At 68.0% G+C, this 25,873-nt stretch carries 28 protein-coding genes; 20 read left to right on the plus strand and 8 right to left on the minus strand.

Translation table 11 applies throughout. The annotated features are described in order from the left end of the window. Positions 1-3: 3 nt before the first annotated feature. From AB4879_RS20915 to AB4879_RS20925, 3 genes are read right to left on the minus strand one after another with little or no spacing between them, the layout of a single operon-like run. Positions 4-789, minus strand: coding sequence for a class I SAM-dependent methyltransferase (locus AB4879_RS20915; RefSeq protein WP_102805286.1), 786 nt, complete (start codon positions 787-789; stop codon positions 4-6). Beyond that, complete coding sequence (locus AB4879_RS20920; RefSeq protein ID WP_370509120.1) at positions 782-1,294, minus strand: DUF2505 domain-containing protein; 513 nt, start codon at positions 1,292-1,294, stop codon at positions 782-784. Before AB4879_RS20920 ends, AB4879_RS20915 begins: the two co-directional genes overlap by 8 nt. Before the next feature lie 21 nt (positions 1,295-1,315). Then, on the minus strand, positions 1,316-1,822 hold the full coding sequence (locus tag AB4879_RS20925; protein ID WP_102805288.1) for a DUF2505 domain-containing protein: 507 nt from the start codon (positions 1,820-1,822) through the stop codon (positions 1,316-1,318). 5 nt (positions 1,823-1,827) lie between these two features. On the opposite strand from AB4879_RS20925, the gene AB4879_RS20930 reads away from it, so the two are divergent. From AB4879_RS20930 to AB4879_RS20940, 3 genes are all read left to right on the plus strand, one after another. Further along, complete coding sequence (locus AB4879_RS20930) at positions 1,828-2,916, plus strand: UDP-N-acetylmuramate dehydrogenase (RefSeq protein ID WP_370509121.1); 1,089 nt, start codon at positions 1,828-1,830, stop codon at positions 2,914-2,916. 119 nt (positions 2,917-3,035) lie between these two features. Then, on the plus strand, positions 3,036-3,998 hold the full coding sequence (locus tag AB4879_RS20935) for a hypothetical protein (RefSeq protein ID WP_370509122.1): 963 nt from the start codon (positions 3,036-3,038) through the stop codon (positions 3,996-3,998). A gap of 75 nt (positions 3,999-4,073) precedes the next feature. Then, positions 4,074-5,477, plus strand: coding sequence for an Ig-like domain-containing protein (locus tag AB4879_RS20940; protein ID WP_370509123.1), 1,404 nt, complete (start codon positions 4,074-4,076; stop codon positions 5,475-5,477). On the opposite strand, the gene AB4879_RS20945 is transcribed toward AB4879_RS20940, so the two are convergent. After that, on the minus strand, positions 5,461-6,210 hold the full coding sequence (locus AB4879_RS20945) for an SDR family NAD(P)-dependent oxidoreductase (RefSeq protein WP_370509124.1): 750 nt from the start codon (positions 6,208-6,210) through the stop codon (positions 5,461-5,463). The genes AB4879_RS20940 and AB4879_RS20945 overlap by 17 nt on opposite strands. Positions 6,211-6,406: 196 nt before the next feature. On the opposite strand from AB4879_RS20945, the gene AB4879_RS20950 reads away from it, so the two are divergent. The 6 genes from AB4879_RS20950 (at position 6,407) to AB4879_RS20975 (ending at position 12,383) form a co-directional block, all read left to right on the plus strand. Next, a complete protein-coding gene (locus tag AB4879_RS20950) occupies positions 6,407-7,732 on the plus strand; it encodes an ROK family protein (protein ID WP_370509125.1) in 1,326 nt (441 codons plus the stop codon). A 20-nt stretch (positions 7,733-7,752) separates the two neighbouring features. Beyond that, on the plus strand, positions 7,753-9,048 hold the full coding sequence (gene mshA / locus AB4879_RS20955; protein WP_370509540.1) for a D-inositol-3-phosphate glycosyltransferase: 1,296 nt from the start codon (positions 7,753-7,755) through the stop codon (positions 9,046-9,048). A 47-nt stretch (positions 9,049-9,095) separates the two neighbouring features. After that, positions 9,096-9,602 carry a YbjN domain-containing protein gene (locus tag AB4879_RS20960; protein WP_102805397.1) on the plus strand — a complete coding sequence of 169 codons (507 nt, stop codon included), beginning with the start codon at positions 9,096-9,098 and terminating at the stop codon, positions 9,600-9,602. A 12-nt stretch (positions 9,603-9,614) separates the two neighbouring features. Beyond that, a complete protein-coding gene (locus AB4879_RS20965; RefSeq protein WP_370509126.1) occupies positions 9,615-10,361 on the plus strand; it encodes a phosphoglyceromutase in 747 nt (248 codons plus the stop codon). Between the two features lie 133 nt (positions 10,362-10,494). Next, positions 10,495-11,700 (plus strand): sensor histidine kinase, encoded by a 1,206-nt coding sequence (locus AB4879_RS20970; protein ID WP_370509127.1) that lies wholly within the window; start codon positions 10,495-10,497, stop codon positions 11,698-11,700. After that, positions 11,697-12,383 carry a response regulator transcription factor gene (locus tag AB4879_RS20975; RefSeq protein ID WP_036343195.1) on the plus strand — a complete coding sequence of 229 codons (687 nt, stop codon included), beginning with the start codon at positions 11,697-11,699 and terminating at the stop codon, positions 12,381-12,383. The genes AB4879_RS20970 and AB4879_RS20975 overlap by 4 nt, the downstream gene beginning before the upstream one ends. Before the next feature lie 28 nt (positions 12,384-12,411). Here the strand turns inward: AB4879_RS20975 and AB4879_RS20980 are convergent, their stop codons facing one another. Both AB4879_RS20980 and AB4879_RS20985 read right to left on the minus strand, forming a co-directional pair. Further along, positions 12,412-13,959: a sugar transferase gene (locus AB4879_RS20980; protein WP_370509128.1), complete on the minus strand. Its 1,548-nt coding sequence runs from the start codon at positions 13,957-13,959 to the stop codon at positions 12,412-12,414. Between the two features lie 179 nt (positions 13,960-14,138). Further along, positions 14,139-14,960 carry a hypothetical protein gene (locus AB4879_RS20985; protein WP_199189734.1) on the minus strand — a complete coding sequence of 274 codons (822 nt, stop codon included), beginning with the start codon at positions 14,958-14,960 and terminating at the stop codon, positions 14,139-14,141. 51 nt (positions 14,961-15,011) lie between these two features. Between AB4879_RS20985 and AB4879_RS20990 the strand changes: the two genes are divergently transcribed. The 9 genes from AB4879_RS20990 to AB4879_RS21030 all read left to right on the plus strand — a co-directional run bounded on the left by AB4879_RS20990 (position 15,012) and on the right by AB4879_RS21030 (position 22,593). Further along, complete coding sequence (locus AB4879_RS20990) at positions 15,012-16,025, plus strand: Ppx/GppA phosphatase family protein (RefSeq protein ID WP_102805297.1); 1,014 nt, start codon at positions 15,012-15,014, stop codon at positions 16,023-16,025. Continuing rightward, entirely contained in the window at positions 16,022-17,008 is a 987-nt protein-coding gene (locus tag AB4879_RS20995; protein ID WP_370509129.1) for a hypothetical protein, read from the plus strand. The genes AB4879_RS20990 and AB4879_RS20995 overlap by 4 nt, the downstream gene beginning before the upstream one ends. Positions 17,009-17,015: 7 nt before the next feature. Further along, positions 17,016-17,861, plus strand: a complete 846-nt coding sequence (locus AB4879_RS21000) for a sugar phosphate isomerase/epimerase (protein ID WP_102805299.1) — start codon at positions 17,016-17,018, stop codon at positions 17,859-17,861. 40 nt (positions 17,862-17,901) lie between these two features. Beyond that, positions 17,902-18,699 carry a thioesterase family protein gene (locus AB4879_RS21005; RefSeq protein WP_370509541.1) on the plus strand — a complete coding sequence of 266 codons (798 nt, stop codon included), beginning with the start codon at positions 17,902-17,904 and terminating at the stop codon, positions 18,697-18,699. 137 nt (positions 18,700-18,836) lie between these two features. Beyond that, the gene (proC, locus tag AB4879_RS21010) at positions 18,837-19,700 is read left to right on the plus strand and encodes a pyrroline-5-carboxylate reductase (RefSeq protein WP_102805301.1); all 864 of its coding nucleotides are present in this window, start codon (positions 18,837-18,839) and stop codon (positions 19,698-19,700) included. A gap of 139 nt (positions 19,701-19,839) precedes the next feature. Continuing rightward, positions 19,840-20,100, plus strand: a complete 261-nt coding sequence (locus AB4879_RS21015; RefSeq protein ID WP_036343205.1) for a helix-turn-helix domain-containing protein — start codon at positions 19,840-19,842, stop codon at positions 20,098-20,100. 150 nt (positions 20,101-20,250) lie between these two features. Further along, complete coding sequence (locus AB4879_RS21020; RefSeq protein ID WP_003402602.1) at positions 20,251-20,352, plus strand: 30S ribosomal protein bS22; 102 nt, start codon at positions 20,251-20,253, stop codon at positions 20,350-20,352. Between the two features lie 73 nt (positions 20,353-20,425). Continuing rightward, positions 20,426-21,499, plus strand: coding sequence for an SDR family oxidoreductase (locus AB4879_RS21025; protein ID WP_370509130.1), 1,074 nt, complete (start codon positions 20,426-20,428; stop codon positions 21,497-21,499). A gap of 29 nt (positions 21,500-21,528) precedes the next feature. Further along, entirely contained in the window at positions 21,529-22,593 is a 1,065-nt protein-coding gene (locus tag AB4879_RS21030; protein WP_370509131.1) for a lysophospholipid acyltransferase family protein, read from the plus strand. Positions 22,594-22,609: 16 nt separating this feature from the next. On the opposite strand, the gene AB4879_RS21035 is transcribed toward AB4879_RS21030, so the two are convergent. Together AB4879_RS21035 and AB4879_RS21040 are read right to left on the minus strand one after the other, a co-directional pair. Further along, on the minus strand, positions 22,610-23,116 hold the full coding sequence (locus AB4879_RS21035; RefSeq protein ID WP_102805304.1) for a MaoC family dehydratase N-terminal domain-containing protein: 507 nt from the start codon (positions 23,114-23,116) through the stop codon (positions 22,610-22,612). A 38-nt stretch (positions 23,117-23,154) separates the two neighbouring features. Continuing rightward, positions 23,155-24,084 carry an HAD family phosphatase gene (locus AB4879_RS21040; protein WP_102805305.1) on the minus strand — a complete coding sequence of 310 codons (930 nt, stop codon included), beginning with the start codon at positions 24,082-24,084 and terminating at the stop codon, positions 23,155-23,157. Between the two features lie 30 nt (positions 24,085-24,114). Between AB4879_RS21040 and AB4879_RS21045 the strand changes: the two genes are divergently transcribed. Both AB4879_RS21045 and AB4879_RS21050 read left to right on the plus strand, forming a co-directional pair. Further along, positions 24,115-24,375 carry a glutaredoxin family protein gene (locus tag AB4879_RS21045; RefSeq protein WP_370509132.1) on the plus strand — a complete coding sequence of 87 codons (261 nt, stop codon included), beginning with the start codon at positions 24,115-24,117 and terminating at the stop codon, positions 24,373-24,375. Positions 24,376-24,481: 106 nt separating this feature from the next. Further along, a complete protein-coding gene (locus tag AB4879_RS21050) occupies positions 24,482-25,849 on the plus strand; it encodes a glutamyl-tRNA reductase (protein WP_102805307.1) in 1,368 nt (455 codons plus the stop codon). Positions 25,850-25,873: the final 24 nt, after the last annotated feature.

Consider the following 25,873-nt stretch of genomic DNA (forward strand, 5'->3'; position numbering starts at 1 on the left):
GCTTCAGCCTACGTCCGGCGCGACCGTCGACCAGGGCACGGTGAGCACCGCATCCCGGACGGTGCGGCGCTGTGCCTCGATGGGGGCACCGGCCGCCCGCAGCTCGGCGAGCATCGCGCGCCAGCGATCACGCGGACCGAACACCGAATGCCCGGCAGCGCTCGCCCACGCCCGGTCCGCCGACGACAACAGGTCGTGAATAGGCTGGCCCGGAACATTATGGTGGATAAGCACTTTCGGCAACCGCTCGGCCAGGTCTGACGGGCGGTCGATATGCCGGGGGTCGCACGCCAGGGTCAGGCTCACCGGTCCGTCGCGGTCCAGCAGCACCCAGCAGCAGCGCCGCCCGAGCTCGTCGCAGGTGCCGTCGACGATCAGCCCGCCCGGCGCCAGCTGGGCCCGCATCTGCGCCCACGCCTGGTCCACCGCCTCCTCGGGGTACTGCCGCAGCACGTTGAACGCCCGCACGAGGACCGGATGCAGGCCCGCGAGTTCGAAACCGCCGACCCTGAACTCGACCCCGTCGACGTCGGGCACCACCCGCTGCGGGTCGATCTCCAGCCCGACGACCCGCACATCGGGCCGGACCGCGCGAAGCCGCGCGGCCAATTCCAGTGTGGTGACCGGCAATCGGCCGTACCCGAGGTCGACGATCACCGGGGTGGTGGCCGACTCCAGCGCCGCGCGCACCCGGGGGGAATTGACCATCCAGCGATCGGCACGCCGCAGCCGGTTGGCGTTGGTGGTGCCGCGGGTGGGGACACCCACCGGCCGTGGTGGTCTAGTGATGGCTGGCGATCCAGTCGCGGGTGAAATCCCGTTCGTTGTCGAACAATCCGCGCAGACCGTCCAGTACCCACTGTTCGATCTTGCCGCCGAGGAGTGGCACGTTGACCTTGCAGAGGCTGCGCAGGCGCAGTTCGCTTCCCGCGCCGGTCTGCTGAAGGACGTAGGTGCCGTCGAAGTCCAGCGGGGCGGCGGGCACCAGTGCCCGATAGTGCCCGTCGGCCGAGTTCGTCCCGGCGTCGAACGGGTCGAAATGTTGTTCGCGGGTGATGGTGAGCCGCAACGGAACCACCGCGGCGATCATCGACGGCATATCGCGGCGCGACACGGTGTGGGTGAACACGATGTCGGTGCCGTTGACGTCGGAGTGGAAATGCGTCATCTCGGAATCCGTGTGCTGCTGATGCTCGGCGACCAGGTCTTCCCAGTACTCGCGACTGGTGAAGCTCTGGTAGAGCTCAGCGACGGGCTTGTCGAGCCCGATGACGTAGTCCATGCGGCGGGACATGTGCCAACGGTACCTGTGACGTCAGCTGTTCTCGGCGATCCACCTGGTGGTGAACTGCTGCTCGGCGATCAGAAGGTCGACGAGTTGGTGGCCGATGAAATTCTCCACCTTGCCGCCCACCAGGGGGATGCGAACCTCGACGGTGGCGCGAAAAGCCAAGTGCGCCTGCAACTCTGCCGGTGTCAGGTGAGCACTTCCGGTCAAAGACACCGGCGCTCCGGGGATGGCGCCGCTGACAGTTGCTTCGGCTGTGCCGTCGACCAGTCCGGTCCAGCTCTCCACCCGGCGAATTTCGAGATCGCCGTGGTGGAACTGGGTGACCACAGCAGGCAGCCGGTCGACTCTGAGCACCTGGGTGGTCGCCACGTCGACGCCACCGCCGGCCGTCAACCGAATCGAGTCGAGCGACGCGTGGTCGGCACCGGAATCGGCCAACCGCGCCAGCCAGTACTGCTCGTCGCGCAGAGCCCGGTGCACTTGTTCGACGCTGCCCTCGTAGGCGGTGGCCATGTCGAATGAGCGCGGCATAGCTGGTGAGGCTACCGTTACGGGCCGTGGCAGCTGGGAACTCATACGGTGGCGCGGCGGTTGCCGAGAACGTGCCGCTGGCTCCGCTGACCACCCTGCGGGTCGGTCCGGTCGCGCGTCGCCTCATCACCTGCACCACCACCGAGCAGATCGTGTCGACATTGGGCACCCTCGATGGCGATTCCGACGGCCCGGTTCTGGTGCTGGCCGGGGGTTCCAACGTGGTGATCGCCGACGACCTCACCGACCTGACCGTCGTGCTGCTGGCCAGCCGAACCATCAGCATCCAGGGCGGGCTGCTTCGCGCCGAGGCAGGCGCGGTCTGGGATGACGTGGTCGTCGCCGCCGTCGCGGCGGGGCTCGGCGGACTGGAGTGCCTGTCCGGGATCCCGGGGTCGGCGGGCGCCACCCCGGTGCAGAACGTGGGCGCCTACGGCGTGGAGGTGGCCGACTGCCTGACCCGCGTCCGGCTGCTCGACCGGCGCAGCTCGCTGGTGCGGTGGGTGCCCGCCGCGGATCTGGGTCTCGGCTACCGGCACAGCGATCTGAAGGGCTCGTCCGACGCGGTGGTGCTGGAGGTGGAGTTCGGCCTGGACACCGACGGTCGCTCGGCTCCGCTGCGGTATGCCGAGCTGACCGGTGCGCTCGGCGTGCCTACGGGGGAGCGGGCTGCACCTGCCGACGTACGCAGCGCCGTGTTGTCGTTGCGCGCCCGCAAAGGCATGGTGCTCGACGCCGACGACCATGACACCTGGAGTGTCGGATCGTTCTTCACCAATCCTGTTGTCCCCGCGGGGCAATTCGAAGAGCTGCAGGGCCGGGTGGACGGCCCGGTGCCGCACTATCCGGGCGACGACGGGGTCAAGCTGGCGGCCGGCTGGCTGGTCGAGAACGCCGGTTTCGGCAAGGGTTACCCCGGCCCGGACGGTGCGCCGTGCCGGCTGTCGACCAAGCACGCGCTGGCGTTGACCAATCGCGGGGGCGCAACCACCGCCGATGTCCTGGCGCTGGCGCGCACGGTCCGCGACGGTGTGCGAGACAGCTTCGGCATCACTCTGGTGCCGGAACCGGTGCTGGTCGGCTGTTCGCTGTAGGCACTTCCGGTGCCCGGCCGCGAATATTCTGATAATTAACCCGCGCGACGAAAAATGCGGAGAATGGTGGGTGTCAGCCCGGCACCGGGTTTGCTTAGATCATCTACGGGGGATGTGAAATGGCTACTGCCAGCACCAAAACTGTCAATCGCGGACGCAACCGCACACTGGGCGTCAAGACATGGCTGGGGGCGGGGGCACTGACCCTGGGCGTCGGCGCCGCGCTGGCCGGCGCCACTGCTGTCGCGTCGGCTGATACCGGCGGCCATTCGGCGTCGGGTTCGGCCTCCTCGAGCTCGTCCAGCAAGTCTGACGCCGGGCCCAAGCGCACGGTGGCCGCCTCGGCCCGCACGGTCGCCAAGGTGACGACGGTTCCCTCGAGCTCGGCGGTCTCCAAGCCCGCAGCCAGCGTCAAACCGGCCGCCAAGGTCAAGACAGCCACCGCCAACGCGAGCCTTCCGCCGATCAATCAGACCATCAACACGCCGTTCGGTCCGATCTCGTTCGTGGCGAACGTGACCGCGCCGACCCCGCCTGACAGCGGGCCGGTGGCGATCGACGTCACCGCGAAGACCCCGCTCGGCGGCGCCAAGTTCTCGATCGGCGGAACGTCGACGTTCGTCGCTACGCCCACGCCGACCAGTACGACGGCGTTGACCGACGGGACCCTGCAACTGCCGCCGGCGGTGGCATTCGCCGCCAGCGCGGCCGGGGCGTTCGTCGGCGCCGGACTCAGCGCGGCCGACAGCCTGAACACCTTTGTCACCGCCGCACGCAGCGGAAACGTGGTGGGGGCGTTCGTCGCCTGGGCCGCGGCCGCACCGAAGTTCACGAATGCGCTGCTGTTCGGCAGCAGCACGCTCGACCTGCCGATCCCGACCGGCGGAACAGGTCCGGCCATCGTGGCGCACATCCCCGTCGGCGGGTTCTTCTCCCCGGCTCGGTCGCTGCGGGTGACCTGGGATGAGTACAGCACCGACCAGTCCGGCGTCACGGTGACGCTGAGCGCCGGCGACATCGTGTTTGCCGGATCGAAGTTCGGCGGTGCCGCGCCGGCGTTCCTGGCGATCTTCGGCCTCTGATCCCGCCGGGGTGGGGCGAATCCCACACTCCGCCGATTGGCCGCCGGGCGGCTGGGTTCCGTATCTTGGATTGACGTGAGCCCAGCCGACCGACCGCCGATCAACCGGCGACGCGCTTTGGCAGCGCTGGCGGTCGGCGTTGCCGCGCCCAGTGCGCTGGCGGCATGCATGAGTGGCCCTGGCAAACAGGCCGAGAAGCAGGGACCCCCGCCGAAGGCGTCGCTGAACTTCACCCCGGCCGACGACGCCAAGGATGTGCTGCCCACCAACCCAGTGAGCCTCGAGGTCAAAGACGGCTGGCTCCAGCACGTCGCGCTGACCAATGCCGACGGCAACCCCGTGGCCGGCACGCTCAACCGCGATCGCACCGCCTTCACCGTCACCGAACCGCTGGGCTACGGCGCGTCCTACACCTGGACCGGTTCGGCGGTCGGACGCGACGGGCAGGCGGTACCGATCGCCGCGGCGTTCACCACGATCAACCCCACCAAACAGGTCAACGGCCAGTTCCAGCTGTCCGACGGGCAGACCGTCGGGGTGGCCGCGCCGATCATCTTGCAGTTCGACGCCGCGATCGACGACGAGCACAAGCCGGATGTCGAAAAGGCGCTGACCGTCACCACCACGCCGCCGAACGAGGGCAGTTGGGCCTGGCTGCCCGACGAGGTGGGCGGCTCGCGGGTGCACTGGCGCACCAAGGAGTACTACCAACCGGGAACCAAGGTCCACGTCGACGCGCGGCTCTACGCGGTGAAGTTCGGCGATGACTCCTTCGGCGCGACGGACTCGACGCTGGACTTCGAGATCGGCCGCCGGCAGGTGGTCAAGGCCGATGCGACGTCGCACCGCATCCAGGTGATCACCGACGAGGGCGTGATCATGGACTTCCCGTGCAGCTATGGCGAAGCCGACAAGCCCCGCAACGTGACCCGCAGCGGCATTCACGTCGTCAGCGAGAAGTACGCCGACTTCTACATGACGAACCAGGCCGCCGGATATTCGAATGTCCATGAGCGCTGGGCGGTTCGGATCTCCAACAACGGCGAGTTCATCCACGCCAACCCGGCCAGCTCCGGTGCGCAGGGCAATACCAACGTCACCAACGGCTGCATCAACCTGTCCACCGGCGATGCCGAGCAGTACTTCGGCACCGCCGTGTACGGCGACCCGGTCGAGGTGACCGGCACGTCGATCCAGCTGTCCTACGCCGACGGCGACATCTGGGACTGGGCGGTGGACTGGAACGAATGGAAGGCCATGTCGGCGCTGTCCGACACCCAGCCCGAGACCAGCATCCCGAGCAGCGCACCGGCCACCCCGAGCGACGCGCCGACCCTGTCTGGCACACCCACGACGACGACCCCGACAACGACGAGTTCGTCGTCGGCGACGTCCACGACGAGTTCCACCACCACCTCTACGGCGACCACCTCTACGGCGACCCCGACGACGACCGATTCGGCTACGAGCGGCGGTTGAACCGGCTGGCGCTGGCCTGATCGCGGGGCCGCAGCACGATCTGGTCCAGGTTGACGTGCGACGGCCGTGACGCCACGAAGCCGATCACCTCGGCGACGTCGGCGGCGACCAGCGGGGTGATTCCCGAGTAGACCGCGTCGGCGCGCTGTTCGTCGCCGCCGAAACGAACCAGCGAGAATTCCGTCTCCACCGCCCCGGGCGCAATCTCGGTGAGCCGCACCGGTTTTCCGAGGAGTTCGCCGCGCAGCGTCCGGTGCAGAGCGCCCTGGGCGTGCTTGGCGGCGGTATACCCGCCCCCGTTGTCATAGACCTCGAGCGCGGCGATCGAGGTGACCGTGACGATCAACCCGTCACCGGATTCGATGAGCTTGGGCAGCAATGCGCGCGTCACCCGCAGTGTCCCGAGGACGTTGGTCTCCCACATCCAGCGCCAGTTGTCCATGTTCGCCTCGGCGATCGATTCCAGGCCTTTGGCACCGCCGGCGTTGTTGACCAGGACATCCACCCGCGGCACGCGCTGGGCCAGCGCGGCGACGGCGGCATCGTCGGTGACGTCGGCCACAATGGCGGTGCCGCTGATCTCGTCGGCCAGCCGTTCGATGCGATCGGCCCTGCGCGCCACCGCGACCACGTGAAAGCCAAGGGCGGCAAGAGCTCTCGAGGTCGCCTCGCCGATGCCGGAGCTCGCCCCGGTCACTACCGCTACACGGGAATGGGCGTCTGGAGTGATCATCGAACCAACTCTAGTAACTGTGCTAAGTTCGCCAACGTGATCCGAATCGGTCTGACCAGTTGTCTGGTCGCGCACACCGCGTGTTGTTGTCACGCGACTTGCTGCGCCTGACCCGACCGGACTTTCTCCTCTCGTCCCGCTCACGTCGCCAGGTGTGGCATCTGCCCCCATCTGAGACTCGAGAAGGACACCCCACATGCGTACCGTCGCTCTTTCGCCCCGCATCGCCGTTCATGACGCCGCCCGCCCACATCCCCTGCGGACCCGCCGCCACGTCGTGGCCCCGTCACTGCGGGTTCCCGATGGGGCTGCCGCATCGGTCTTCGCGGCCGTCCGCCAGCGTGGCGCCATCGGCCGCGATGTGATCGCCCAGGTCACCAACCTGTCGATCGCCACGGTCAACCGGCAGGTCGCCGCATTGCTGGATGCCGGGATCCTGCGTGAGCGGGCCGATCTGGCCGTGTCGGGCGCGATCGGCCGTCCGCGCGTCCCGGTCGAGGTTCGTCACGAACCGTTCCTGACTCTCGGCATCCACATCGGCGCGCGCACCACGAACATCGTTGCGACCGACCTGCTCGGCCGCACCCTGGACGCGGTCGAAACCCCGACGCCGCGCGGTGGTCAGGCTGCCGCACTGGCGTCGTTGGCCGGCAGTGCCCGTCGCTACCTGAGCCGCTGGCATCGCCGCCGTCCGTTATGGATCGGCGTGGCGATCGGTGGTGTGGTCGACAGCGGCACGGGCCACGTCGACCACAGCCGGTTGGGGTGGACACAGGCCCCCGTCGGCCCGGTGCTGGCCGAGGCGTTGGGTCTGCCGGTGTCAGTGGCATCCCACGTGGACGCGATGGCCGGCGCCGAACTGCTGCTCGGGCTGCGTCGTCCGCAGGCCCAGGCGTCGAGCAGCCTGTACGTCTACGCCCGTGAGACCGTCGGCTTCGCGCTGGTGATCGGCGGCCGGGTGCACAGCCCGATCAGCGGCCCCGGCACCATCGCCGCGCTGCCGGTGACCTCCGAATTACTAGGCGGCAGTGGGCAACTGGAGTCGACAGTCAGCGACGAGGCGGTGCTGGCCGCGGCCCGCGAGCGTGGCATCGTGCCCGGCTCCGGCCCCGGCGCGTCGATGACTACGCTGCTGCGCACCGCCCGCCAGGGCGACATCCCGACCGCGGCGCGCGCCCGGGAATTGCTTGCCGAGCGGGCCCGCGTCCTGGGCGGCGCGGTGGCCCTGCTGCGCGACATGCTCAACCCCGACGATCTGGTGGTCGGCGGCCAGGCCTTCACCGAATACCCCGAGGGCATGCAGTTGGTCGAGGCCGCGTTCGCCGAGCGGTCGGTGCTGCCGCACCGCGATATCCGGGTGACCGCGTTCGGCAACCGGGTGCAGGAGGCCGGCGCCGGGATCGTCTCACTGGGCGGCCTGTACGCCGATCCGATCGGCGCGCTGAGACGGGCACAGAACCGTCGCGAAGCCCTGAACGCGACGGGTGTAAAGATGGAGGCGTGCGGCACGCCCGGGAACTGAGCGACAGCTCGGTCGATGCGATGCCGCGGCGCGTCGCGGTGTTGTCGGTGCACACCTCCCCGCTGGCTCAGCCCGGGACCGGTGACGCCGGCGGAATGAACGTCTACGTACTGCAGACCGCGTTGCACCTGGCCCGGCGCGGGGTGGAGGTGGAGATCTTCACCCGGGCGACGTCGTCGTCGGATCAGCCGCTGGTCCGGGTGGCCCCCGGGGTGCTGGTGCGCAATGTCGTGGCGGGGCCGTTCGAGGGACTCGACAAGTACGACCTGCCCACCCAGCTGTGCGCGTTCACCGCCGGAGTGCTGCGCGCCGAGGCCAACCACGAGCCCGGCTACTACGACATCGTGCATTCGCATTACTGGCTCTCCGGCCAGGTCGGCTGGCTGGCCCGCGACCGGTGGGCAGTGCCGTTGGTGCACACCGCCCACACGCTGGCCGCGGTGAAGAACGCCGCCCTGGCCGACGGCGACTCGCCGGAGCCTCCGCTGCGCGCGGTGGGCGAACAGCAGGTGGTCGACGAGGCCGACCGGCTGGTCGTCAACACCGAAGATGAAGCACACCAGCTCATTTCGCTGCACAACGCGGACCCGCGGCGGATCGATGTGGTGTACCCGGGCGTCGATCTGGAGACGTTCACCCCCGGCGACCGACGCACTGCGCGAGCTGCGCTCGGCCTCCCCGACGGCGAGCGCGTGGTCGCCTTCGTCGGGCGTATCCAGCCGCTCAAAGCACCCGATGTGCTGTTGCGCGCCGCCGCCCGCCTGCCCGGTGTGCGGGTGCTGGTGGCCGGTGGCCCGTCGGGCAGCGGCCTGGCCGCGCCCGATGCGTTGGTGGGCCTCGCCGCGGAACTGGGTATTGCAGACCGGGTGACATTCCTTCCGCCCCAGTCGCGCGAGCAACTCGTCAACGTCTATCGCGCCGCCGATCTGGTCGCCGTGCCCAGCTATTCGGAGTCGTTCGGTCTGGTCGCGGTGGAGGCGCAGGCGTGCGGGACGCCCGTGGTCGCCGCCGCGGTCGGCGGGCTGCCGGTGGCCGTATCCGACGGAGTCAGCGGTGCGCTGGTCGCCGGCCACGAGCCCGGCCAATGGGCCGACGCGATCGCCACTGTGCTGGCCCGCGACCCCGACGAGCTCAGCAGAGCAGCCGTCGAGCACGCGCAGGGGTTCTCCTGGGCGCACACCGTCGACGGACTGCTGACCAGCTACGGCCACGCGATCGACGACTATGCCAGCGCCCGACACCGTCGCGCGGCCGGTGACGCGCTGGCCAAGCGCAACGGGCGGCGCTGGTCGATGCGGCGCGGGGTGCGGCTGTGAGTGGCGAGCGAGAAGCCGAAGGCGGATCGCGCGTCGGCGCCGCGGACGTGCATCAGGTCATCGAGAAGACGCTGGACGAGCACGGGCTGGTCTACAGCCGCCACGAAGGCGCCCACGGCGGGTTGCCGGGACTGATCGTCGAGCTGCCGGGGGAGCGCAAGCTGACGACCAACACCCTGCTGAGCGTCGGTGAGCATTCGGTGCGCGTCGAGGCGTTCGTCTGCCGGCAGCCCGACGAGAACCACCAGGGCGTCTACCGGTTCCTGCTCAAGCGCAACCGCCGGCTGTACGGGGTGGCCTACACGCTGGACAACATCGGCGACATCTATCTGATCGGGCGGATGGCGCTGGAGGCGGTGACCGCCGACGAGCTGGACCGGGTGCTCGGCCAGGTGCTCGAGGCCGTCGACTCCGACTTCAACACCCTGCTGGAACTGGGCTTCAAGTCGTCCATCCAGAAGGAGTGGGCGTGGCGGGTGTCGCGTGGCGAATCGCTGAAGAACCTGGCGGCCTTCGAGCACCTCATAGACGAGGACGACCAAACGGGGTCGTGAGAGGATTCCGGCATGGCTGACTCCACACTGATTCTGCTGCGGCACGGCGAAAGCGAATGGAACGCGCTGAACCTGTTCACCGGCTGGGTGGACGTCGACCTCACCGACAAGGGTCGCGCTGAGGCGGTGCGCGGCGGAACGCTGATGGCCGAGCAGGGACTGCTGCCCGACGTGCTGTACACCTCGCTGCTGCGCCGCGCGATCACCACCGCCCACCTGGCGCTGGACGCGGCCGACCGGCTGTGGATCCCGGTGACGCGCAACTGGCGGCTCAACGAGCGGCACTACGGCGCCCTGCAGGGCCTCGACAAGGCCGAGACCAAGGAAAAGTACGGCGAGGAGCAGTTCATGCTGTGGCGGCGCAGCTACGACACACCGCCGCCGCCCATCGAGAAGGGCAGCAAGTACAGCCAGGACGCCGATCCGCGCTACGCCGACATCGACGGCGGCCCGCTGACCGAATGCCTTGCCGACGTGGTGGCCCGCTTCGTCCCGTACTTCACCGAGACGATCGTCCCGGACCTGCAGGCGGGCAAGACGGTGCTGATGGTCGCGCACGGCAACTCGCTGCGAGCCCTGGTGAAGTATCTGGACAACATGTCCGATGCCGACGTGGTGGGCCTGAACATCCCGACCGGTATACCGCTGCGCTACGACCTGGACGCCGATCTGAAGCCACGGGTGCCGGGCGGCACCTACCTGGATCCCGAGGCCGCCGCCGCCGGCGCGGCCGCGGTCGCCAGCCAGGGCGCCAAGTAATTCCGGTGCTCACCTCGGATTTGGCAAACACGGGGTAAACGGGGGCGGAATACATGCGCGCTGAGAGTGTGACGTGTACCGATTTGGCCGCACGCTGCTGGGATGACGTTCACCGGATGCGTACCCTTTTCCTGTGAGTGTTGGCTCGGTGGTACTACTGGCCACCGCCGCAGCGCTGGTAGCGCTTGCTTGCGGACTCGGAATCGGGGCCGCACTCACCCCACGGATCCTCGAACGCAGGCAGCGCCGCGCGATCACCGAAGCCGGCATCACGGTGTCGCAGATGCTGCAGCATGTGGTGTCGCTGGCGCCGATCGGGATGGTGGTCGTCGACTCCCATCGCGACGTGGTGTTCATCAACGACCGCGCCACCGAACTCGGCATCGTGCGGGACCGCCAGCTCGACGAGCGGGCCTGGACGGCTGCCCAACGCGTGCTCGCCACCGGTGAGGGCGTCGAGGTCGACCTGTCTGCGCCGCAGCGCGCGGCGGCCGGCCGGTCGGGGCTGTCGGTGCGTGGGCACGTGCGGCTGCTGAGCAAGCAGGATCCCCGCTTCGTCGTGGTCTACGTCGACGACCAGTCCGAGCAGGCCCGGATGGAGGCCAGCCGGCGCGATTTCGTGGCCAACGTCAGCCACGAACTCAAGACCCCGGTGGCCGCGATGGGCGTGCTGGCCGAGGCGCTGCTGGAGTCGGGCGACGATGCCGAGACCGTGCGCCACTTCGGCAAGAAGATCCTCACCGAATCGCAGCGGCTGGCGAACATGGTCCGCGAGCTGATCGAACTGTCCCGCCTGCAGGGTGCCGAACCGCTTCCCGACCTCGACAGTGTCGACGTCGATTCCGTTGTCACCGAAGCTATTTCGCGGCACAAAGTGGCTGCCGACAATGCTGACATCACGGTGACCACCGACGCGCCGAGTGGGTTCCGGGTGTTGGGTGACCAGTCGCTGTTGGTCACCGCGCTGGCCAACCTGATCTCCAACGCGATCGCATACTCACCGGACGGATCGAAGGTGTCGATCAGTCGCCGTCGTCGTGGCGACAACATCGAGATCGCCGTCACCGACCGGGGTATCGGGATCGCCCGCGCCGATCAGGAGCGGGTGTTCGAACGGTTCTTCCGGGTCGACAAGGCGCGCTCGCGGGCCACCGGCGGCACCGGCTTGGGGCTGGCCATCGTCAAACATGTGGCGGCCAATCACAACGGCAGCATCCGGCTGTGGAGCCAGCCGGGCACCGGCTCGACGTTCACCCTGTCCATTCCCGCCTATCCGCATACCGACGATGACGAACCGGCCGACCTTTCGGCCATTGACGAGGAGGCACTACGCCAATGACCAATGTGTTGATCGTGGAAGACGAAGAGTCGCTGGCCGACCCGCTGGCGTTCCTGCTGCGCAAGGAGGGGTTCGAGGCCACCGTGGTCGGCGACGGCCCGTCGGCGCTGGCTGAATTCGACCGGTCGGGGGCCGACATCGTGCTGCTCGACCTGATGCTGCCGGGCATGACCGGCACCGACGTGTGTAAGCAGCTGCGGGCCCGCTCCAGCGTGCCGGTGATCATGGTGACCGCCCGCGACAGCGAGATCGACAAGGTCGTCGGTCTGGAACTCGGCGCCGACGACTACGTGACCAAGCCGTACTCAGCCCGCGAACTGATCGCCCGCATCCGCGCCGTGCTGCGTCGCGGCAGCGATACCGAGGACTCCGGCATCGGCGACGCGATCCTGGAGGCCGGCCCGGTGCGGATGGATGTCGAACGGCACGTCGTGACCGTCGGCAGCGAGCCGATCACCTTGCCGCTCAAGGAATTCGACCTGCTGGAGTACTTGATGCGCAACAGTGGACGGGTACTCACCCGCGGTCAGCTCATCGATCGGGTGTGGGGTGCGGACTATGTGGGGGATACCAAGACCCTCGACGTCCACGTCAAGCGTCTGCGCTCGAAGATCGAATCCGATCCGGCCAACCCGGTGCATCTGGTCACGGTGCGCGGTCTGGGCTACAAGCTGGAGGGCTAGACGCCCCGGGGGTTCCTGGCGGCGGGGCCTAGTAGGCGCCGTCGCCGCTCAGGACCGTCCTGATGGTCTTGGCGATGATCATCAGATCGCGGATGGGCGACCAGTTTTCGATGTAGCTGAGGTCGAGGCGGACGGCGTCCTCGAGGGGCAGGTCTGACCGTCCGCTGACCTGCCAGAGCCCGGTCAGTCCGGGCTTCACCGTCAGCCGCCTGCGGACCAGATCGTCGTAGGAGTCCACCTCGCGGCGCACCTGCGGGCGCGGCCCCACCACGCTCATGTCGCCGCGCAGCACATTGATGAACTGCGGCAGTTCGTCGATGCTGTACTTGCGAATGATCTTGCCCACGTGGGTGATCCGCGGGTCGTCCTTATCTTTCCAGAACACCGGATCGCTGCCGTTGGCGGCGATCATCGCCTGCGCGTCGGCGTCGGCGCCGTCGACCATGCTGCGGAACTTGAGCATCGTGAACGTCGTGCCCTTGAACCCGATTCGTTCGGAGGCGTAGAACACCGGCCCGGGTCCGGAGAGCCGCACGGCGAGCGCGGCGAGGAAGAACACCGGCGCCATGATCGTCATCGCGGCGAGGGTGAACACGACGTCGAACACCCGCTTGGCCACGGAGTTGGCGCCGTCGTACTGGGGCTTGGTCACCTCGAACATCGCCATGCCGGCGACGGGTCGGCTGTGCAGCCGATCCTCGGCGATGTCGACCAGGCCGGGAGCGATCATCAGGTCCACGCCCAGCGAATCGAGTTCCCAGATCAGCCGGCGGATCTCGGTGGGATGCAGATGGTCGGTAGCGGTCAGGGCGACGGTGTGGGCGTTGGTGTGTCGGACGGCGTCGACGATCGCCTGGTCGATCCCGACGATCGGGATGTGGCGTCCGTCGACGTCGATGCCGTCGTGCTGTGCGGTCGGTCCGGTGGGTGTGCAGATCCCCACGACGCGGTAACCGGCGCCGGGATCTCGCACGAAGTTGGTGGCGACGTCGGCGGCGGTCCTGGCGCTGCCCACGACGAGCACCGAGATCTGGTGTTCGTCGCGGCGGAGTTCGGCGGCCGCCACCCGGCGCCAGCACAGTCGGCTGGTCAGAAGGCCGAGCAGGCCGACGGCGAAGACGACGGCGAGATAGGTTCGCGACACGTCGACGTGCAGGAGCAGCGCACCGATCGCGATCAGCCCGAAGAGTTGGAGGGTGGCGAGGATGACGCTCATGTATTCACCGACGTCGCGGCCCACCACCCGGCGGACGCGGTATCCGGTGAGGCCGAGCGCGGCCATCCACGAGGCGGCCAGTGCCGCTGAGCCAACGGCGTAGGTCAGCAGGACAGCGGGGTGGCCGGCGAATAACGCCATCGTCGTGGCTGCCGAGGCAAGGCAAATAACGGCGGCATCAGTCAAGATCAATCGCCTGGAGTGCCGGACGTGCCGGGTCTCGCGTCGGGAAGCCTGCGCCTGTTGCCAGAGCGGGGGGATGCTGCTCTCGTCAAATAACGATTCGGTTGAGTTTTGGCGAAGATAGTTGGGGCGGCTGTTACCGACTGAGATCTGATTATCAGACTGTTCAGCCAACACAGCGAAGATCTGCTCCCATAGTCACCGAACTGCTATTAACTGCACCGTAACCCTACTTAGGTCACAAGGCAACCTCAGCGACGGATGACGAAGATCACGAGTTTTATACAGAGTGATGCAGAACTAGCAAATTACGGTCAGCGCCTGGTGGGGCTGGAGAGCCCGGGCGTGATAGTGCGCTACTGCGCGGCGCGGGTGGCGGGGTGGATGGCGATCAGCGGAAATCCGCCACGCCGCCGGCACATCGCCGCCAACTCCGAGTACGCCTTCTCGCCGAGCAATTCGGTCAGCTCCGGGGCGTAGGACTGCCACACCTGCTTGGCACCGACGTGGGCGGCCGGGTCACCGGTGCAGTACCAGTGCAGGTCGGCCCCGCCTTCACCCCAGCCGCGCCGGTCGTATTCGGTGATGGTGGATTTCAGGATCTCCGAACCGTCCGGTCGGGTGATCCATTCCTGGACGCGCCGGATGGGGAGCTGCCAGCACACCTCGGGCTTCATGGTCAGCGGCTCGACCCCGAGCTTGAGCGCCTTGGTGTGCAGCGCGCAGCCGATGCCGGTCGGGAAACCCGGCCGGTTGAGGAAGATGCATGCACCCTTGTACTTACGGGTGCGCAGGCTCGGTTTGTCGTCGAACTCGTCCATCTCGAGGTAGCCCTTGCGGCCCAGTCCCTTGTCCCGGAACTGCCAATCCTCGTCGGTCAGGTGTTTGACGGCATCGTCGAGATTGGCGCGGTCGTCGTCGTCGGACAGGAATGCCCCGTGCGAACAGCAACCGTCATCCGGCCGCCCCTCGACGGTGCCCTTGCAGGCCGGCGTACCGAACACGCACGTCCAATTCGACAGCAGCCAAGTCAAATCCGCGGCGATCAGATGTTCCGGATTGTCCGGGTCGTAGAACTCCACCCACTCGCGGGGGAAGTCCAGGTCAACTTCGCCAGGGTGCGCATCTGTCACAGCGCCCAACCGTAGTCCACCTGCGCGCCACCTTCGCGCTGGCATTTGCCCCATGTCGCAGGTGCCGCGCGCGGAACGCAGGCTAGTTTTGTTCACGTGCGATTAGGCGTGCTCGACGTGGGCAGCAACACAGTTCATCTGTTGGTGGTCGATGCCCACCGCGGCGGGCATCCGACTCCGATGAGCTCGACCAAAGCCGCGCTGCGGCTCGCCGAGGCGATCGACGACTCCGGCAAGCTCACCCGCCGCGGTGCCGACAAGCTGATCGACACCATCGACGAGTTCGCCAAGATCGCGGCCAGTTCGGGCTGCGCCGACCTGATGGCCTTCGCCACCTCCGCGGTGCGCGACGCCAAGAACTCCGAGGATGTCCTGGCGCGTGTGCTCGCCGAAACGGGGGTGAACCTGCAGGTCCTGTCTGGTGCGAACGAGTCGCGGCTGACGTTTCTGGCGGTGCGCCGGTGGTACGGCTGGAGCGCCGGTCGCATCATCAACCTCGACATCGGCGGCGGCTCGTTGGAGCTGTCCAACGGCGTCGACGAAGCGCCCGAGGTGGCACTGTCGCTGCCGCTGGGCGCGGGCCGGCTCACCCGCGAGTGGCTCCCGGACGATCCGCCGGGCCGCCGCCGGGTCGCGATGCTGCGCGACTGGCTGGACAACGAGCTGGCCGAGGCCAGTTCCTTCGTCCTGGATGCCGGCCTCCCGGACCTCGCGGTCGCCACGTCGAAGACCTTCCGGTCGCTGGCGCGGCTCACCGGCGCCGCCCCGTCGGGTGCCGGGCCCAGGGTTAAACGAACGCTGACCCTCAACGGCCTGAGGCAGCTCATATCTTTCATCTCTAGGATGACCACGACAGATCGTGCCGAGTTGGAGGGAGTCAGTGCCGAGCGGGCGCCACAGATAGTGGCCGGTGCTCTGGTGGCGGAGGCGAGCATGCGAGCACTGTCATTGGAATCCGTGGACATCTGCCCGTGGGCGCTGCGCGAGGGTCTCATCCTGCGCCGACTCGACAGTGAAGCTGACGGAACTGCCCTGGTGGAAACCGCCGTGGGGGATGCTGGAAGCAAAAATTTTGATCGGTCGACTGCCCGATCGAGAGGCACACGATGACAGCACCAGATGACAGCGAGAACAGCAGGCCCATCTCGGTGGCCGAGCTGCTCGCGAAGAACGGAACGATCGGCTCACCGCCGGTCGGGGGGCGCCGCCGTCGTCGTCGCGGTAACAGTGACGCCGTGACCGTCGCCGAGTTGACCGGTGAGATCCCGATCTTCCGGACCGGCGAGATGCCCGTCGTGCGTGAGGACCGCGAGGACCACGTCGCCGAGGAGCCGGTCGAGCCTGCGCCGCCTGCCCAGCCGTCTGCCGTCACCAACGGCTCGGCCGCCGCGACGGCGGTGGTCGAGGACGACGAGACTGCGGAACACGAGGAACACGAGGACGAGGCGCCGGAGCGGCCGTTCGACGGACCGCCGCCGCGCTCGGAGCGCCCGCTGCCGCGACGCGAGCCGGGCCCGGAGCGCGCCTATGACCCGCGCCCGCAGCGCCGGCCCGAACCCACCCCCGTCGACGAATCGGACTCCGACGCCGAGCAGATGGCGTTCGACCCGGTCGACGAGGCGGCGCCGGTGCTCGACCTGACCGCCGACGAACAGGTCGACGAGGCCGCCGAGCTGCAGTCCTATCTGCGGTCGTCGGCAGGCGCCCTGTTCAGCGGCCAGACCGTCGCGGACGACCTCGCCCGCCGCGGGGTGGCCGTCGACGAGCACGATGACGACGCGGCATCGGCAGACCTCGACACCCAGGCGGACCATCCGCGCGAAGGCAAGCTCACCGCGCTCTGGCGCGGGCTGCTGGTGGCCGGGCAGTCGATCCTGGCCGTCGCGTTCGGTGCCGGGCTGTTCATCGCGTTCGACCAGCTGTGGCGGTGGAACAACATCGTCGCGTTGGTGCTGTCGGTGTTGGTCATCCTCGGTTTGGTGATCGCCGTCCGAATCGTCCGTAAGACCGAGGACATCGCCAGCACGCTGATCGCCGTGGCGGTCGGTGCGCTGGTGACGCTCGGCCCGCTGGCGCTGCTGCAATCGACCTGATCCCTCAGTGCGCCCAGCCATCAAGGTCGGTCTGTCGACTGCCTCGGTCTATCCGCTGAGGACCGAGGCCGCATTCGAGTATGCGGCCGAATTGGGTTACGACGGAGTCGAACTCATGGTGTGGGCCGAAACCGTGAGCCAGGACGTCGGCGCCATCGCCAAGCTGTCCCGGCGGTACAACATGCCGGTGTTGTCGGTGCACGCGCCGTGCCTGTTGATCTCCCAGCGGGTGTGGGGTGCCAATCCCATCCCGAAGCTGACCCGCAGCGTGCAGGCCGCCGAGCGGCTCGGCGCGCAGACCGTGGTGGTGCATCCGCCGTTCCGATGGCAGCGCCGCTACGCCGACGGGTTCAGCGAACAGGTCGCCGAGTTGGAAAGCCGCAGTGACGTTCTGGTGGCGGTGGAGAACATGTTCCCGTTCCGGGCCGACAGGTTCTTCGGCTCCGGTGACTCGTCGATCGAGCGGATGCGCAAGCGCGGCGGCCGTCCGGGGGTGGGCATTTCGGCGTTCGCGCCGTCGTATGACCCGCTGGATGGCAACCATGCGCACTACACGTTGGACCTGTCCCATACCGCGACGGCGGGTACCGACGCCCTGGAGATGGCAGACCGGATGGGTGAGGGTCTGGTGCACCTGCACTTGTGCGACGGCAACGGTGCCTCGACCGACGAACACCTGGTGCCCGGCCGGGGAACCCAGCCGACCGCCGAGGTGTGCCAGATGCTGGCCGCGAGTGACTTCACCGGGCATGTGATCCTGGAGGTCACCACCTCGGGTGCGCGCACCAAGGCCGAGCGCGAGGCGCTGCTGGTCGAATCGCTGCAGTTTGCGCGCACCCACCTGCTGCGGTGAGTGCCGCGGCGCGCGGAATTGTTGTGTGAGAAAGGCATTGATGCACCCCCGGTTCGCCGACGCGATGATGTTGCACCCCGTCGAGGATGGTTTCGAGGCAAACCTCAACGAGCACTGGACAATTGGGCCCAAGATCCACGGCGGTGTGATGCTGGCGCTGTGCGCCAACGCCGCCCGGGCGGCGTATGGCGACCCGCAGTTCCAACCGGTCGCGGTGTCGGCGGACTTCCTGTCGGCGCCGGATCCCGGATCGGTTCGCCTGGTCACCACCGTGCAGAAGCGGGGACGCCGAATCGGTTTGGTCGACGTCGCCCTCACCCAGGGTGGGCGCACCTGCGTGCGCAGCGTCGTCACCCTTGGCGATCCCGAACATCACGTCGAGCCCCTGCTGTCGGCCAATCCGGTGACACCGCTGATGAGCGTCGAGCCGCCGGAGCACATCGAGCCGATCGGCCCGGGCCATCCGGCGGCGGCGATCAACAATCTGGCGCGCGGCTGCGACATCCGCCCCGAGCTGGACGAGACCCACACCGAGTCCGGTGCGCCGGTGTTCAAGATCTGGGTGCGGCCCAAGGACGGGCCGGTGGACGTGTTGTTCGCGTTGATGTGTGGCGACATCTCGGTGCCGGCGTGCTACGCGGTGGGCCGCCGCGGCTGGGCGCCGACGGTGCAGATGACGGCGTACCTGCGCGGCATGCCCGACCAGGGTTGGCTGCGGGTGGCGTGCACGACGACCCAGATCGGCCAGGACTGGTTCGACGAGGACCACACCGTGGTGGACAGCGCCGGACGCATCATCGTGCAGACCCGCCAGCTGGCCTTGGTGCCCGCCCAGTGACGTCGGCGCGCAACGCCGTCGGGCCAGCGAAGCGCGCCGAAATCGTGGGGACCTCGAACGGCCGACCCAGGCCGAATTCATCGGCCTCCTCCTCGTGCCGCGGGCGGCCCGCATCGGTCGGCCGATAGGGTCTGCCCATGGCCAGAATCGCGATCATCGGCGGCGGCAGTATGGGCGAGGCGATCCTTGCGGGACTGCTTCGGGCGGGCCGGCAGGTGAAGGACATCGTCGTCTCCGAACGCATGCCGGAGCGTGCTCACTACCTGGGCGAGAAGTATTCGATCCAGCTGGCGTCGGTGTCGGAGGCGGTGGAGACCGCGACCTTCGTCATCGTGGCGGTCAAGCCCGGTGACGCCGAGTCCGTCGTCGCCGAGATCGCGGAGGCCGCCGCCCTGGCCGAGGGCGACAGCGTCGAGCAGGTCTTCGTGACCGTCGCCGCCGGGGTGACGATCGGCTTCTACGAATCGCGGCTGCCCGCCGGATCACCGGTCGTCCGGGTGATGCCCAATGCACCGGCTCTGGTCGGTGCGGGCGTCAGCGCCATGGCGCCGGGGCGCTTCGCCACCGCTGAGCAGCTCGCTGACGTCGCGGCGGTGTTCCGCTGCGTCGGCGACGTGTTGACGGTCCCGGAGAGCCAACTGGACGCCGTCACGGCCGTCTCCGGTTCGGGGCCGGCCTACTTCTTCCTGTTCGTCGAAGCATTGGTCGACGCGGCGGTCGCCAACGGGCTCGGGAGGGCCGTCGCGACGGACCTCGCCGTGCAGACCATGGCCGGATCCGCGGCGATGCTGCTGGAACGCCTCGATAGTCAGCGCGCTGCTGGCGAAGACGTCGGCCTGGACACGTCGCCGGCCCGGCTGCGGGCGATGGTCACATCACCTGGCGGCACCACTGCCGCTGGCCTGCGGGAACTCGAGAACGGTGGGCTGCGGGCGGCCCTCGCAGCTGCCATCGATGCCGCAAAAACCCGCTCTGAGCAGCTAGGAATTACATCAGAGTAGTTCAAAGAATTTCTGATGGATTGACCCACACCCGTCGCAGTAACCCCATCCGCCACGCTATTCTCCTCGTGTATGCACGGCTGGGTGCCAGCGGTGGGGAAGCCGCTGGAACTGCCCGTGCCTGACGGATTGGGTTGCGATGACGTCTATGAACGGGCCATCAGCGCGGGATTCGGCTGGAAAATCGGCGCGTGATGCCGGCGCCGACAACCCGCCCGCCGCTCGAGCTCAATTTCTCACCGTCGCCGAGGTCGCCGCGCTGATGCGCGTCAGCAAGATGACGGTCTACCGCCTGGTGCACAACGGCGAGCTGCCAGCGGTGCGGGTGGGCAGGTCGTTCCGGGTGCACGCCAAGGCCGTTCACGATCTGCTGGAGACGTCGTACTTCGACGCGGGCTAGCGAGCTCGTCGCGCAGGCGTTCATCGCACGCTTGCCGGCTCGTCGGCACCAGGTCGTTTTCCGTTCCGGATGCCTGCTTAGGTAAGGTGTCCGGGACACAAGAAGCCTGCTCTCGTGCAGGCACTGCGAGGATTTAGGTAGCGGATTTTCATGGGTTCAGTCATCAAGAAGCGGCGTAAGCGCATGTCGAAGAAGAAGCACCGCAAGCTGCTGCGTCGTACCCGGGTCCAGCGCAGAAAACTCGGCAAGTAGTCGTCGCACCCGGCCTGGCTCGGCCATCTCGTCGAGCCGTGCCGGGTTTCGCGCAGGCCGATAGGCTGTCCTGATGTCTTCCGGCGGTATCGACAACGAAGCCCCGCATTACCCGAAGGTCGTGCTGGTCACCGGAGCGTGCCGTTTCCTCGGCGGGTACCTCACCGCGCGTCTGGCGCAGAACCCGCTGATCAACAAAGTCATCGCCGTCGACGCCGTCGCGCCCAGCAAGGATCTGCTGCGCCGGATGGGCCGCGCCGAGTTCGTGCGCGCCGATATTCGAAACCCGTTCATCGCCAAGGTGATCCGCAACGGCGAAGTCGACACCGTGGTGCATGCCGCCGCGGCCTCGTACGCCCCGCGATCGGGTGGGCGCGCCACGTTGAAGGAGATCAACGTGATGGGCGCCATGCAGCTGTTCGCGGCGTGCCAGAAGGCGCCCTCGGTGCGGCGGGTGATCCTTAAGTCGACCTCCGAGGTCTACGGCTCGCACCCGCACGACCCGGTGGCGTTCACCGAGGACAGCAGTAGCCGCCGCCCACCGGCGGAAGGGTTCGCCCGCGACAGCATCGACATCGAGGGCTACGCCCGCGGACTCGGCAGGCGCAGGCCGGACATCGCGGTCACGATTCTGCGGCTGGCCAACATGATCGGCCCGGGCATGGACACCGCGCTGTCGCGGTACCTGGCCGGCCCGCTGGTGACCACGATGCTCGGCCACGATGCGCGGCTGCAGCTGCTGCACGAGCAGGACGCACTCGGGGCGCTGGAGCGGGCGACGATGGCCGGCAAATCGGGCACCTTCAACATCGGCGCCGACGGCGTGATCATGATGTCGCAAGCGGTTCGGCGGTCCGGCCGCGTTGCGATTCCATTGCCGAATTCCGCGGTTTGGGCACTGTATTCGTTGCGAAGAGCGGGCCGGGCTTCCGACCTCAACCGTGACCAGATGGATTGGCTGAATTACGGCCGGGTCATGGACACCACCAGAATGCGCTCCGAGTTGGGCTTCGCGCCGAAATGGACGACGATGGAGGCGTTCGACGACTATGTGCGCGGCCGAGGTTTGACGCCGATCATCGACCCGAAATGGGTACGATCTGTGGAGAGTCGCGCGGTCGCCGTTGCGCAGCGGTGGGGCGGCTGAGGGGCCAATGGTGGGGAGAGGGTACCGAAGTGGCGGGTGAATCAAAGGCGAAAGTGATTCCGCTGCACTCGAATACGAGTCGAGTCGCGGCGGCCCGTCGTGCTGCGCAGCGTGCCGATGCGGCGCGCCGTCATCCCTCGCTGCTGTCCGACCCGGGCACCCGCGCCTCGGCGGAGGAGATCGCCGCCGTCGTCCGGGAAATCGACGCGCGGCGCGGGCCAGGGGGAAACGGGGTTGCCGAAGATGCGCCCAATGAACTGGCGCAACGCATTTCGGCCGTCGCGGAGTATGTGACCAAACGATTCACCGGCGACTATTCGGTCGACGAATTCGGGTTCGACCCGATGTTCAACAATGCGATCGTATTGCCGTTGCTCCGGCCGCTTTTCCAGAATTGGTTCCGGGTCGAGGTCAGCGGCATCGAGAATCTGCCGAAAAAGGGCGCCGGCCTGGTGGTCGCCAATCACGCCGGAACGTTGCCGATGGACGGGTTGATGTTGTCGGTGGCGGTCCATGACCATCACCCGGCGAATCGGGACGTCCGATTGCTGGCGGCCGACATGGTCTTCGATATGCCGATGCTCGGCCCGATCGCCCGCAAGGCCGGGCACACCATGGCGTGCACCACCGACGCCCATCGTCTGCTCGCCGGCGGGGAACTCACCGCCGTCTTCCCGGAGGGCTACAAGGGTCTGGGCAAGCCGTTCCGGGACCGCTACAAGTTGCAGCGGTTCGGCCGGGGCGGCTTCGTCTCGGCGGCGTTGCGCACCAAGGCGCCGATCATCCCGTGCTCGATCGTCGGGTCCGAGGAGATCTATCCGATGATCACCGACGTCAAGCTCCTGGCGCGGGTGCTCGGGCTGCCCTACTTCCCCATCACGCCGCTGTTCCCACTGGCCGGCCCGGCTGGGCTGATCCCGCTACCGTCGAAGTGGCACATCGCATTCGGCAAGCCCATCGAGACGGCCGACTATGACGAGGCCGCCGCCGACGATCCGATGATCACGTTCGACCTCACCGATCAGGTGCGCGAGACCATCCAGCAGACGCTGTATCAGTTGCTGACCAAGCGTCGCAACATGTTCTTCGGCTGAGCGCGGTCGCTGCGCGCTAGGGTTGCCTGCCCATTGCTGCCGCGGCGATGGCCGCGACCTGAGCATTGGTTTCCTCGTCGCCCCCGGCTTCGCCGATCATTGTCACGACGGTCGTCATCACCGGTTTGCCCTCTTCGTCGGTGACTTCGCTGCGCAATTCGCTGATCACCGTGCCGTGCGATTCGACAACCGAGTCCAGCCACGAATCGAAGAACAATTTGTCGCCCGCCACAATCCGGCGGTGGAATTTGATCTTCTGGTCGCGGTGAATGACGCGGGCGATATTGATGCCGACATCGAAGTTGCGGAAGATGTCGAGCTGCACCTGGCGGCCCGGGATCGCGATGAACGTCAGTGGCGCCACCACGTCGGGGTAACCGGCGGCCTTGGCCGCCTCCTCGCTGAAGTGCAGCGGATCGTCGGACTGGATCGCCTTGGCGTACTCGCGGATTTTCTCGCGACCGACGAGGTAGTAGTCCGGGTAGCGGTAGTGGGTTCCGATGATGTCGCTGGCGATTGACACCCGGGGAGCCTATCAGCGGGTATGGCGGACGCTGTGAATCAGCGCCGGCGCGAGACCGCCGCCGCGAGCGCACCGCCGACCGCGCCGAGCGCCAGCGCCGACGGCACCCCGATGCGCGCCGCTTTGCGTGCGGTGCGGAAATCGCGGATCTCCCAGCCCCGCTCGCGGGCCAGCTCGCGCAGATCGGCGTCGGGGTTGATCGCGACCGCGGTGCCCACCAGCGACAGCATCGGCACGTCGTTGTAGCTGTCGGAGTACGCCGTGCAGCGTCTGAGGTTCAGCCCTTCGCGAATGGCCAGCTGCCGCACCGCGTGTGCCTTGCCCACCCCATGCAGGATGTCGCCCACCAGCCGGCCGGTGAAGACCCCGTTCTCCGACTCGGCGACGGTCCCCAGCGCGCCGGTGAAACCGAGCCGGCGGGCGATCGTGTCGGCCAGCTCGTACGGCGTCGCGGTGACCAGCCACACCTGCTGGCCGGCGTCGAGGTGCATCTGCGCCAATGCCCGGGTGCCCGGCCAGATCTTGTCGGCGATGATCTCGTCGTAGATCTCCTCGCCGACAGCGATCAGTTCGGCCGTCGACCGTCCTTCGATGAACGCCAGCGCCTTGCGCCGGCCCTCGGCGACATCGTCGCTGTTCTCCCGGCCGGTGAGCTGAAACTTGGCCTGCGCGTAGATGAATTTGGCCATGTCGCCGTAGGTGAAGTACTTGCGTGCGGCCAGTCCGCGGCCGAAGTGCACCAGCGACGAGCCCTGCACCAGCGTGTTGTCCACGTCGAAGAACGCGGCCGCGGTGAGGTCGGCAGGCGGCGGCACGGCCGGCTCGGCGGCCGCCGGCCCCGGCTCGCGAACCGCGGCGATGCTCGCGTCGCGCGCCACCGCACTGGCTTGCTCGGCGACCAGTTCGTCGACGGCCAGCTCCGCGCTGGCATCACCGGCAAGCTCCTCGTCGTGGTCCCCGGAACCCATGGGTCAACCCTAACTGCGACACTGGCTCAGATGAGCCGCGCACACGTCGAGCTGTTGACCCGGGCCGGGTGCACCCTCTGCCGGCAGGTCTACGGGCGCCTCACCGACCTGGCCGCCGAACTCGATTTCGAGCTGTCGGCCACCGACGTCGACGCCGCTGCGGCCGCGGGGGACAACGCCTTACGTGCCGAGTTCGGCGACCGGCTGCCCGTCGTGCTGCTCGACGGGCGCGAGCACAGCTACTGGGATGTCGATGTCGACAGGCTCCGCGCCGACCTGTCTCAGCGGTGAACACCGGCGGAATTTGGCCAGCCGCCTGCGCAGCGTTTACCGTGGAACTAAGTTTCACTAACGGAGCATTCCGTCACAGCGAGGGAGCGGGCCAGGTGATCGTGCCGTGAGCGTCCTGCTGTTCGGAGTTTCGCATCGCAGCGCTCCGGTTTCCGTTCTCGAGCAACTGTCCACCGACGAGTCGGACCAGCTCAAAATCGTCGATCAGCTTCTGCAGTCACCGCTGGTGACCGAGGCGATGGTGCTGTCCACCTGCAACCGCGTCGAGGTCTACGCGGTGGTCGACGCCTTCCACGGCGGTCTGTCGGCGATCGGCCAGGTGCTCGCCGAGCACTCCGGCATGCCGATGGGCGATCTGACCAAGTACGCCTACGTCCGCTACGCCGAAGCCGCCGTCGAGCATCTGTTCGCGGTCGCCAGCGGCCTGGACAGCGCGGTGATCGGCGAGCAACAGGTGCTCGGCCAGGTCCGACGTGCCTACGCCACCGCGGAAGCCAACAAGACCGTCGGGCGGATCCTGCACGACCTGTCCCAGCGCGCGCTGTCGGTGGGCAAGCGGGTGCACTCCGAAACCGCGATCGACACCGCCGGCGCCAGTGTGGTGTCGGTCGCACTGGACATCGCCGCCGGCCGAACGGACGGCTTGGCCGGACGCACCGCCGCCGTCGTCGGCGCCGGATCGATGGGCGGGCTGTCGGTCGCGCACCTGCTGCGCGCCGGGATCACTCATATCGATGTCCTCAACCGGTCGCTGCCCCGCGCCGAGCGGCTCGCCGAAAGCATCCGCCAGCAGGGCGCCACAGCGCAGGCGCTGAGCCTTGAGGAGCTGCCTGCCGCGCTGGCCGCCGCCGACGTCGTGGTCAGCTGCACCGGCGCGGTCCGTCCGGTGGTCTCGCTGGCCGATGTGCACCACGCGCTGGCCAGCGTCCGTCGCGATGAGACCGCAGCTCCGCTGGTGCTCTGCGACCTGGGCATGCCCCGCGACGTCGACCCCGCGGTGGCGGGTCTGCCCGGGGTGGCGGTCATCGACATGGACCGCGTGCAGCGTGAGCCGTCGGCCAGGGCCGCTGCCACCGACGCCGAAGCGGCCCGGCAGATTGTCGCCGCCGAGGTTGCCAGCTACCTGGCCGGCCAGCGGATGTCGGAGGTCACGCCCACCGTCACCGCACTGCGCCAGCGCGCCGCCGACGTCGTCGAATCCGAACTGCTGCGCCTGGACAACCGGTTGCCGGGCCTGGATGACGCCCAGCGCGACGAGGTCGCCCGCACCGTGCGGCGGGTGGTCGACAAGCTGCTCCACGCCCCGACAGTGCGCGTCAAGCAGCTGGCCAGCGCGCCCGGCGGCGACAGCTACGCCGAGGCGTTGCGCGAACTCTTCGAACTCGATCCGCAGGCCGTCGATGCCGTGGCCGCAGGTGAATTGCCCCTGCTGGCACCGGAATTCGATCAGGGCCGAACCGACGGCACCGGGTAGCGCGGTTGGCCGGCAGTAACGACG

Origin of the sequence: Mycobacterium sp. SA01 (assembly GCF_041287105.1) — a bacterium.
Taxonomy (GTDB): domain Bacteria; phylum Actinomycetota; class Actinomycetes; order Mycobacteriales; family Mycobacteriaceae; genus Mycobacterium.

Coding starts and splice junctions, on each gene's coding strand:
- AB4879_RS21015 (WP_036343205.1), top strand. CDS start 19,840: ATGACGTCTATGAACGGGCCATCAGCGCGGGATTCGGCTGGAAAATCG.
- AB4879_RS20950 (WP_370509125.1), top strand. CDS start 6,407: ATGCGTACCGTCGCTCTTTCGCCCCGCATCGCCGTTCATGACGCCGCC.
- AB4879_RS20995 (WP_370509129.1), top strand. CDS start 16,022: ATGACAGCACCAGATGACAGCGAGAACAGCAGGCCCATCTCGGTGGCC.
- AB4879_RS20985 (WP_199189734.1), bottom strand. CDS start 14,960: ATGCCAGCGCGAAGGTGGCGCGCAGGTGGACTACGGTTGGGCGCTGTG.
- AB4879_RS21025 (WP_370509130.1), top strand. CDS start 20,426: ATGTCTTCCGGCGGTATCGACAACGAAGCCCCGCATTACCCGAAGGTC.
- AB4879_RS20945 (WP_370509124.1), bottom strand. CDS start 6,210: ATGATCACTCCAGACGCCCATTCCCGTGTAGCGGTAGTGACCGGGGCG.
- AB4879_RS20920 (WP_370509120.1), bottom strand. CDS start 1,294: ATGTCCCGCCGCATGGACTACGTCATCGGGCTCGACAAGCCCGTCGCT.
- AB4879_RS21020 (WP_003402602.1), top strand. CDS start 20,251: ATGGGTTCAGTCATCAAGAAGCGGCGTAAGCGCATGTCGAAGAAGAAG.
- mshA (WP_370509540.1), top strand. CDS start 7,753: ATGCCGCGGCGCGTCGCGGTGTTGTCGGTGCACACCTCCCCGCTGGCT.
- AB4879_RS21040 (WP_102805305.1), bottom strand. CDS start 24,084: ATGGGTTCCGGGGACCACGACGAGGAGCTTGCCGGTGATGCCAGCGCG.
- AB4879_RS20975 (WP_036343195.1), top strand. CDS start 11,697: ATGACCAATGTGTTGATCGTGGAAGACGAAGAGTCGCTGGCCGACCCG.
- AB4879_RS20965 (WP_370509126.1), top strand. CDS start 9,615: ATGGCTGACTCCACACTGATTCTGCTGCGGCACGGCGAAAGCGAATGG.
- proC (WP_102805301.1), top strand. CDS start 18,837: ATGGCCAGAATCGCGATCATCGGCGGCGGCAGTATGGGCGAGGCGATC.
- AB4879_RS21005 (WP_370509541.1), top strand. CDS start 17,902: ATGCACCCCCGGTTCGCCGACGCGATGATGTTGCACCCCGTCGAGGAT.
- AB4879_RS20935 (WP_370509122.1), top strand. CDS start 3,036: ATGGCTACTGCCAGCACCAAAACTGTCAATCGCGGACGCAACCGCACA.
- AB4879_RS20925 (WP_102805288.1), bottom strand. CDS start 1,822: ATGCCGCGCTCATTCGACATGGCCACCGCCTACGAGGGCAGCGTCGAA.
- AB4879_RS21045 (WP_370509132.1), top strand. CDS start 24,115: ATGAGCCGCGCACACGTCGAGCTGTTGACCCGGGCCGGGTGCACCCTC.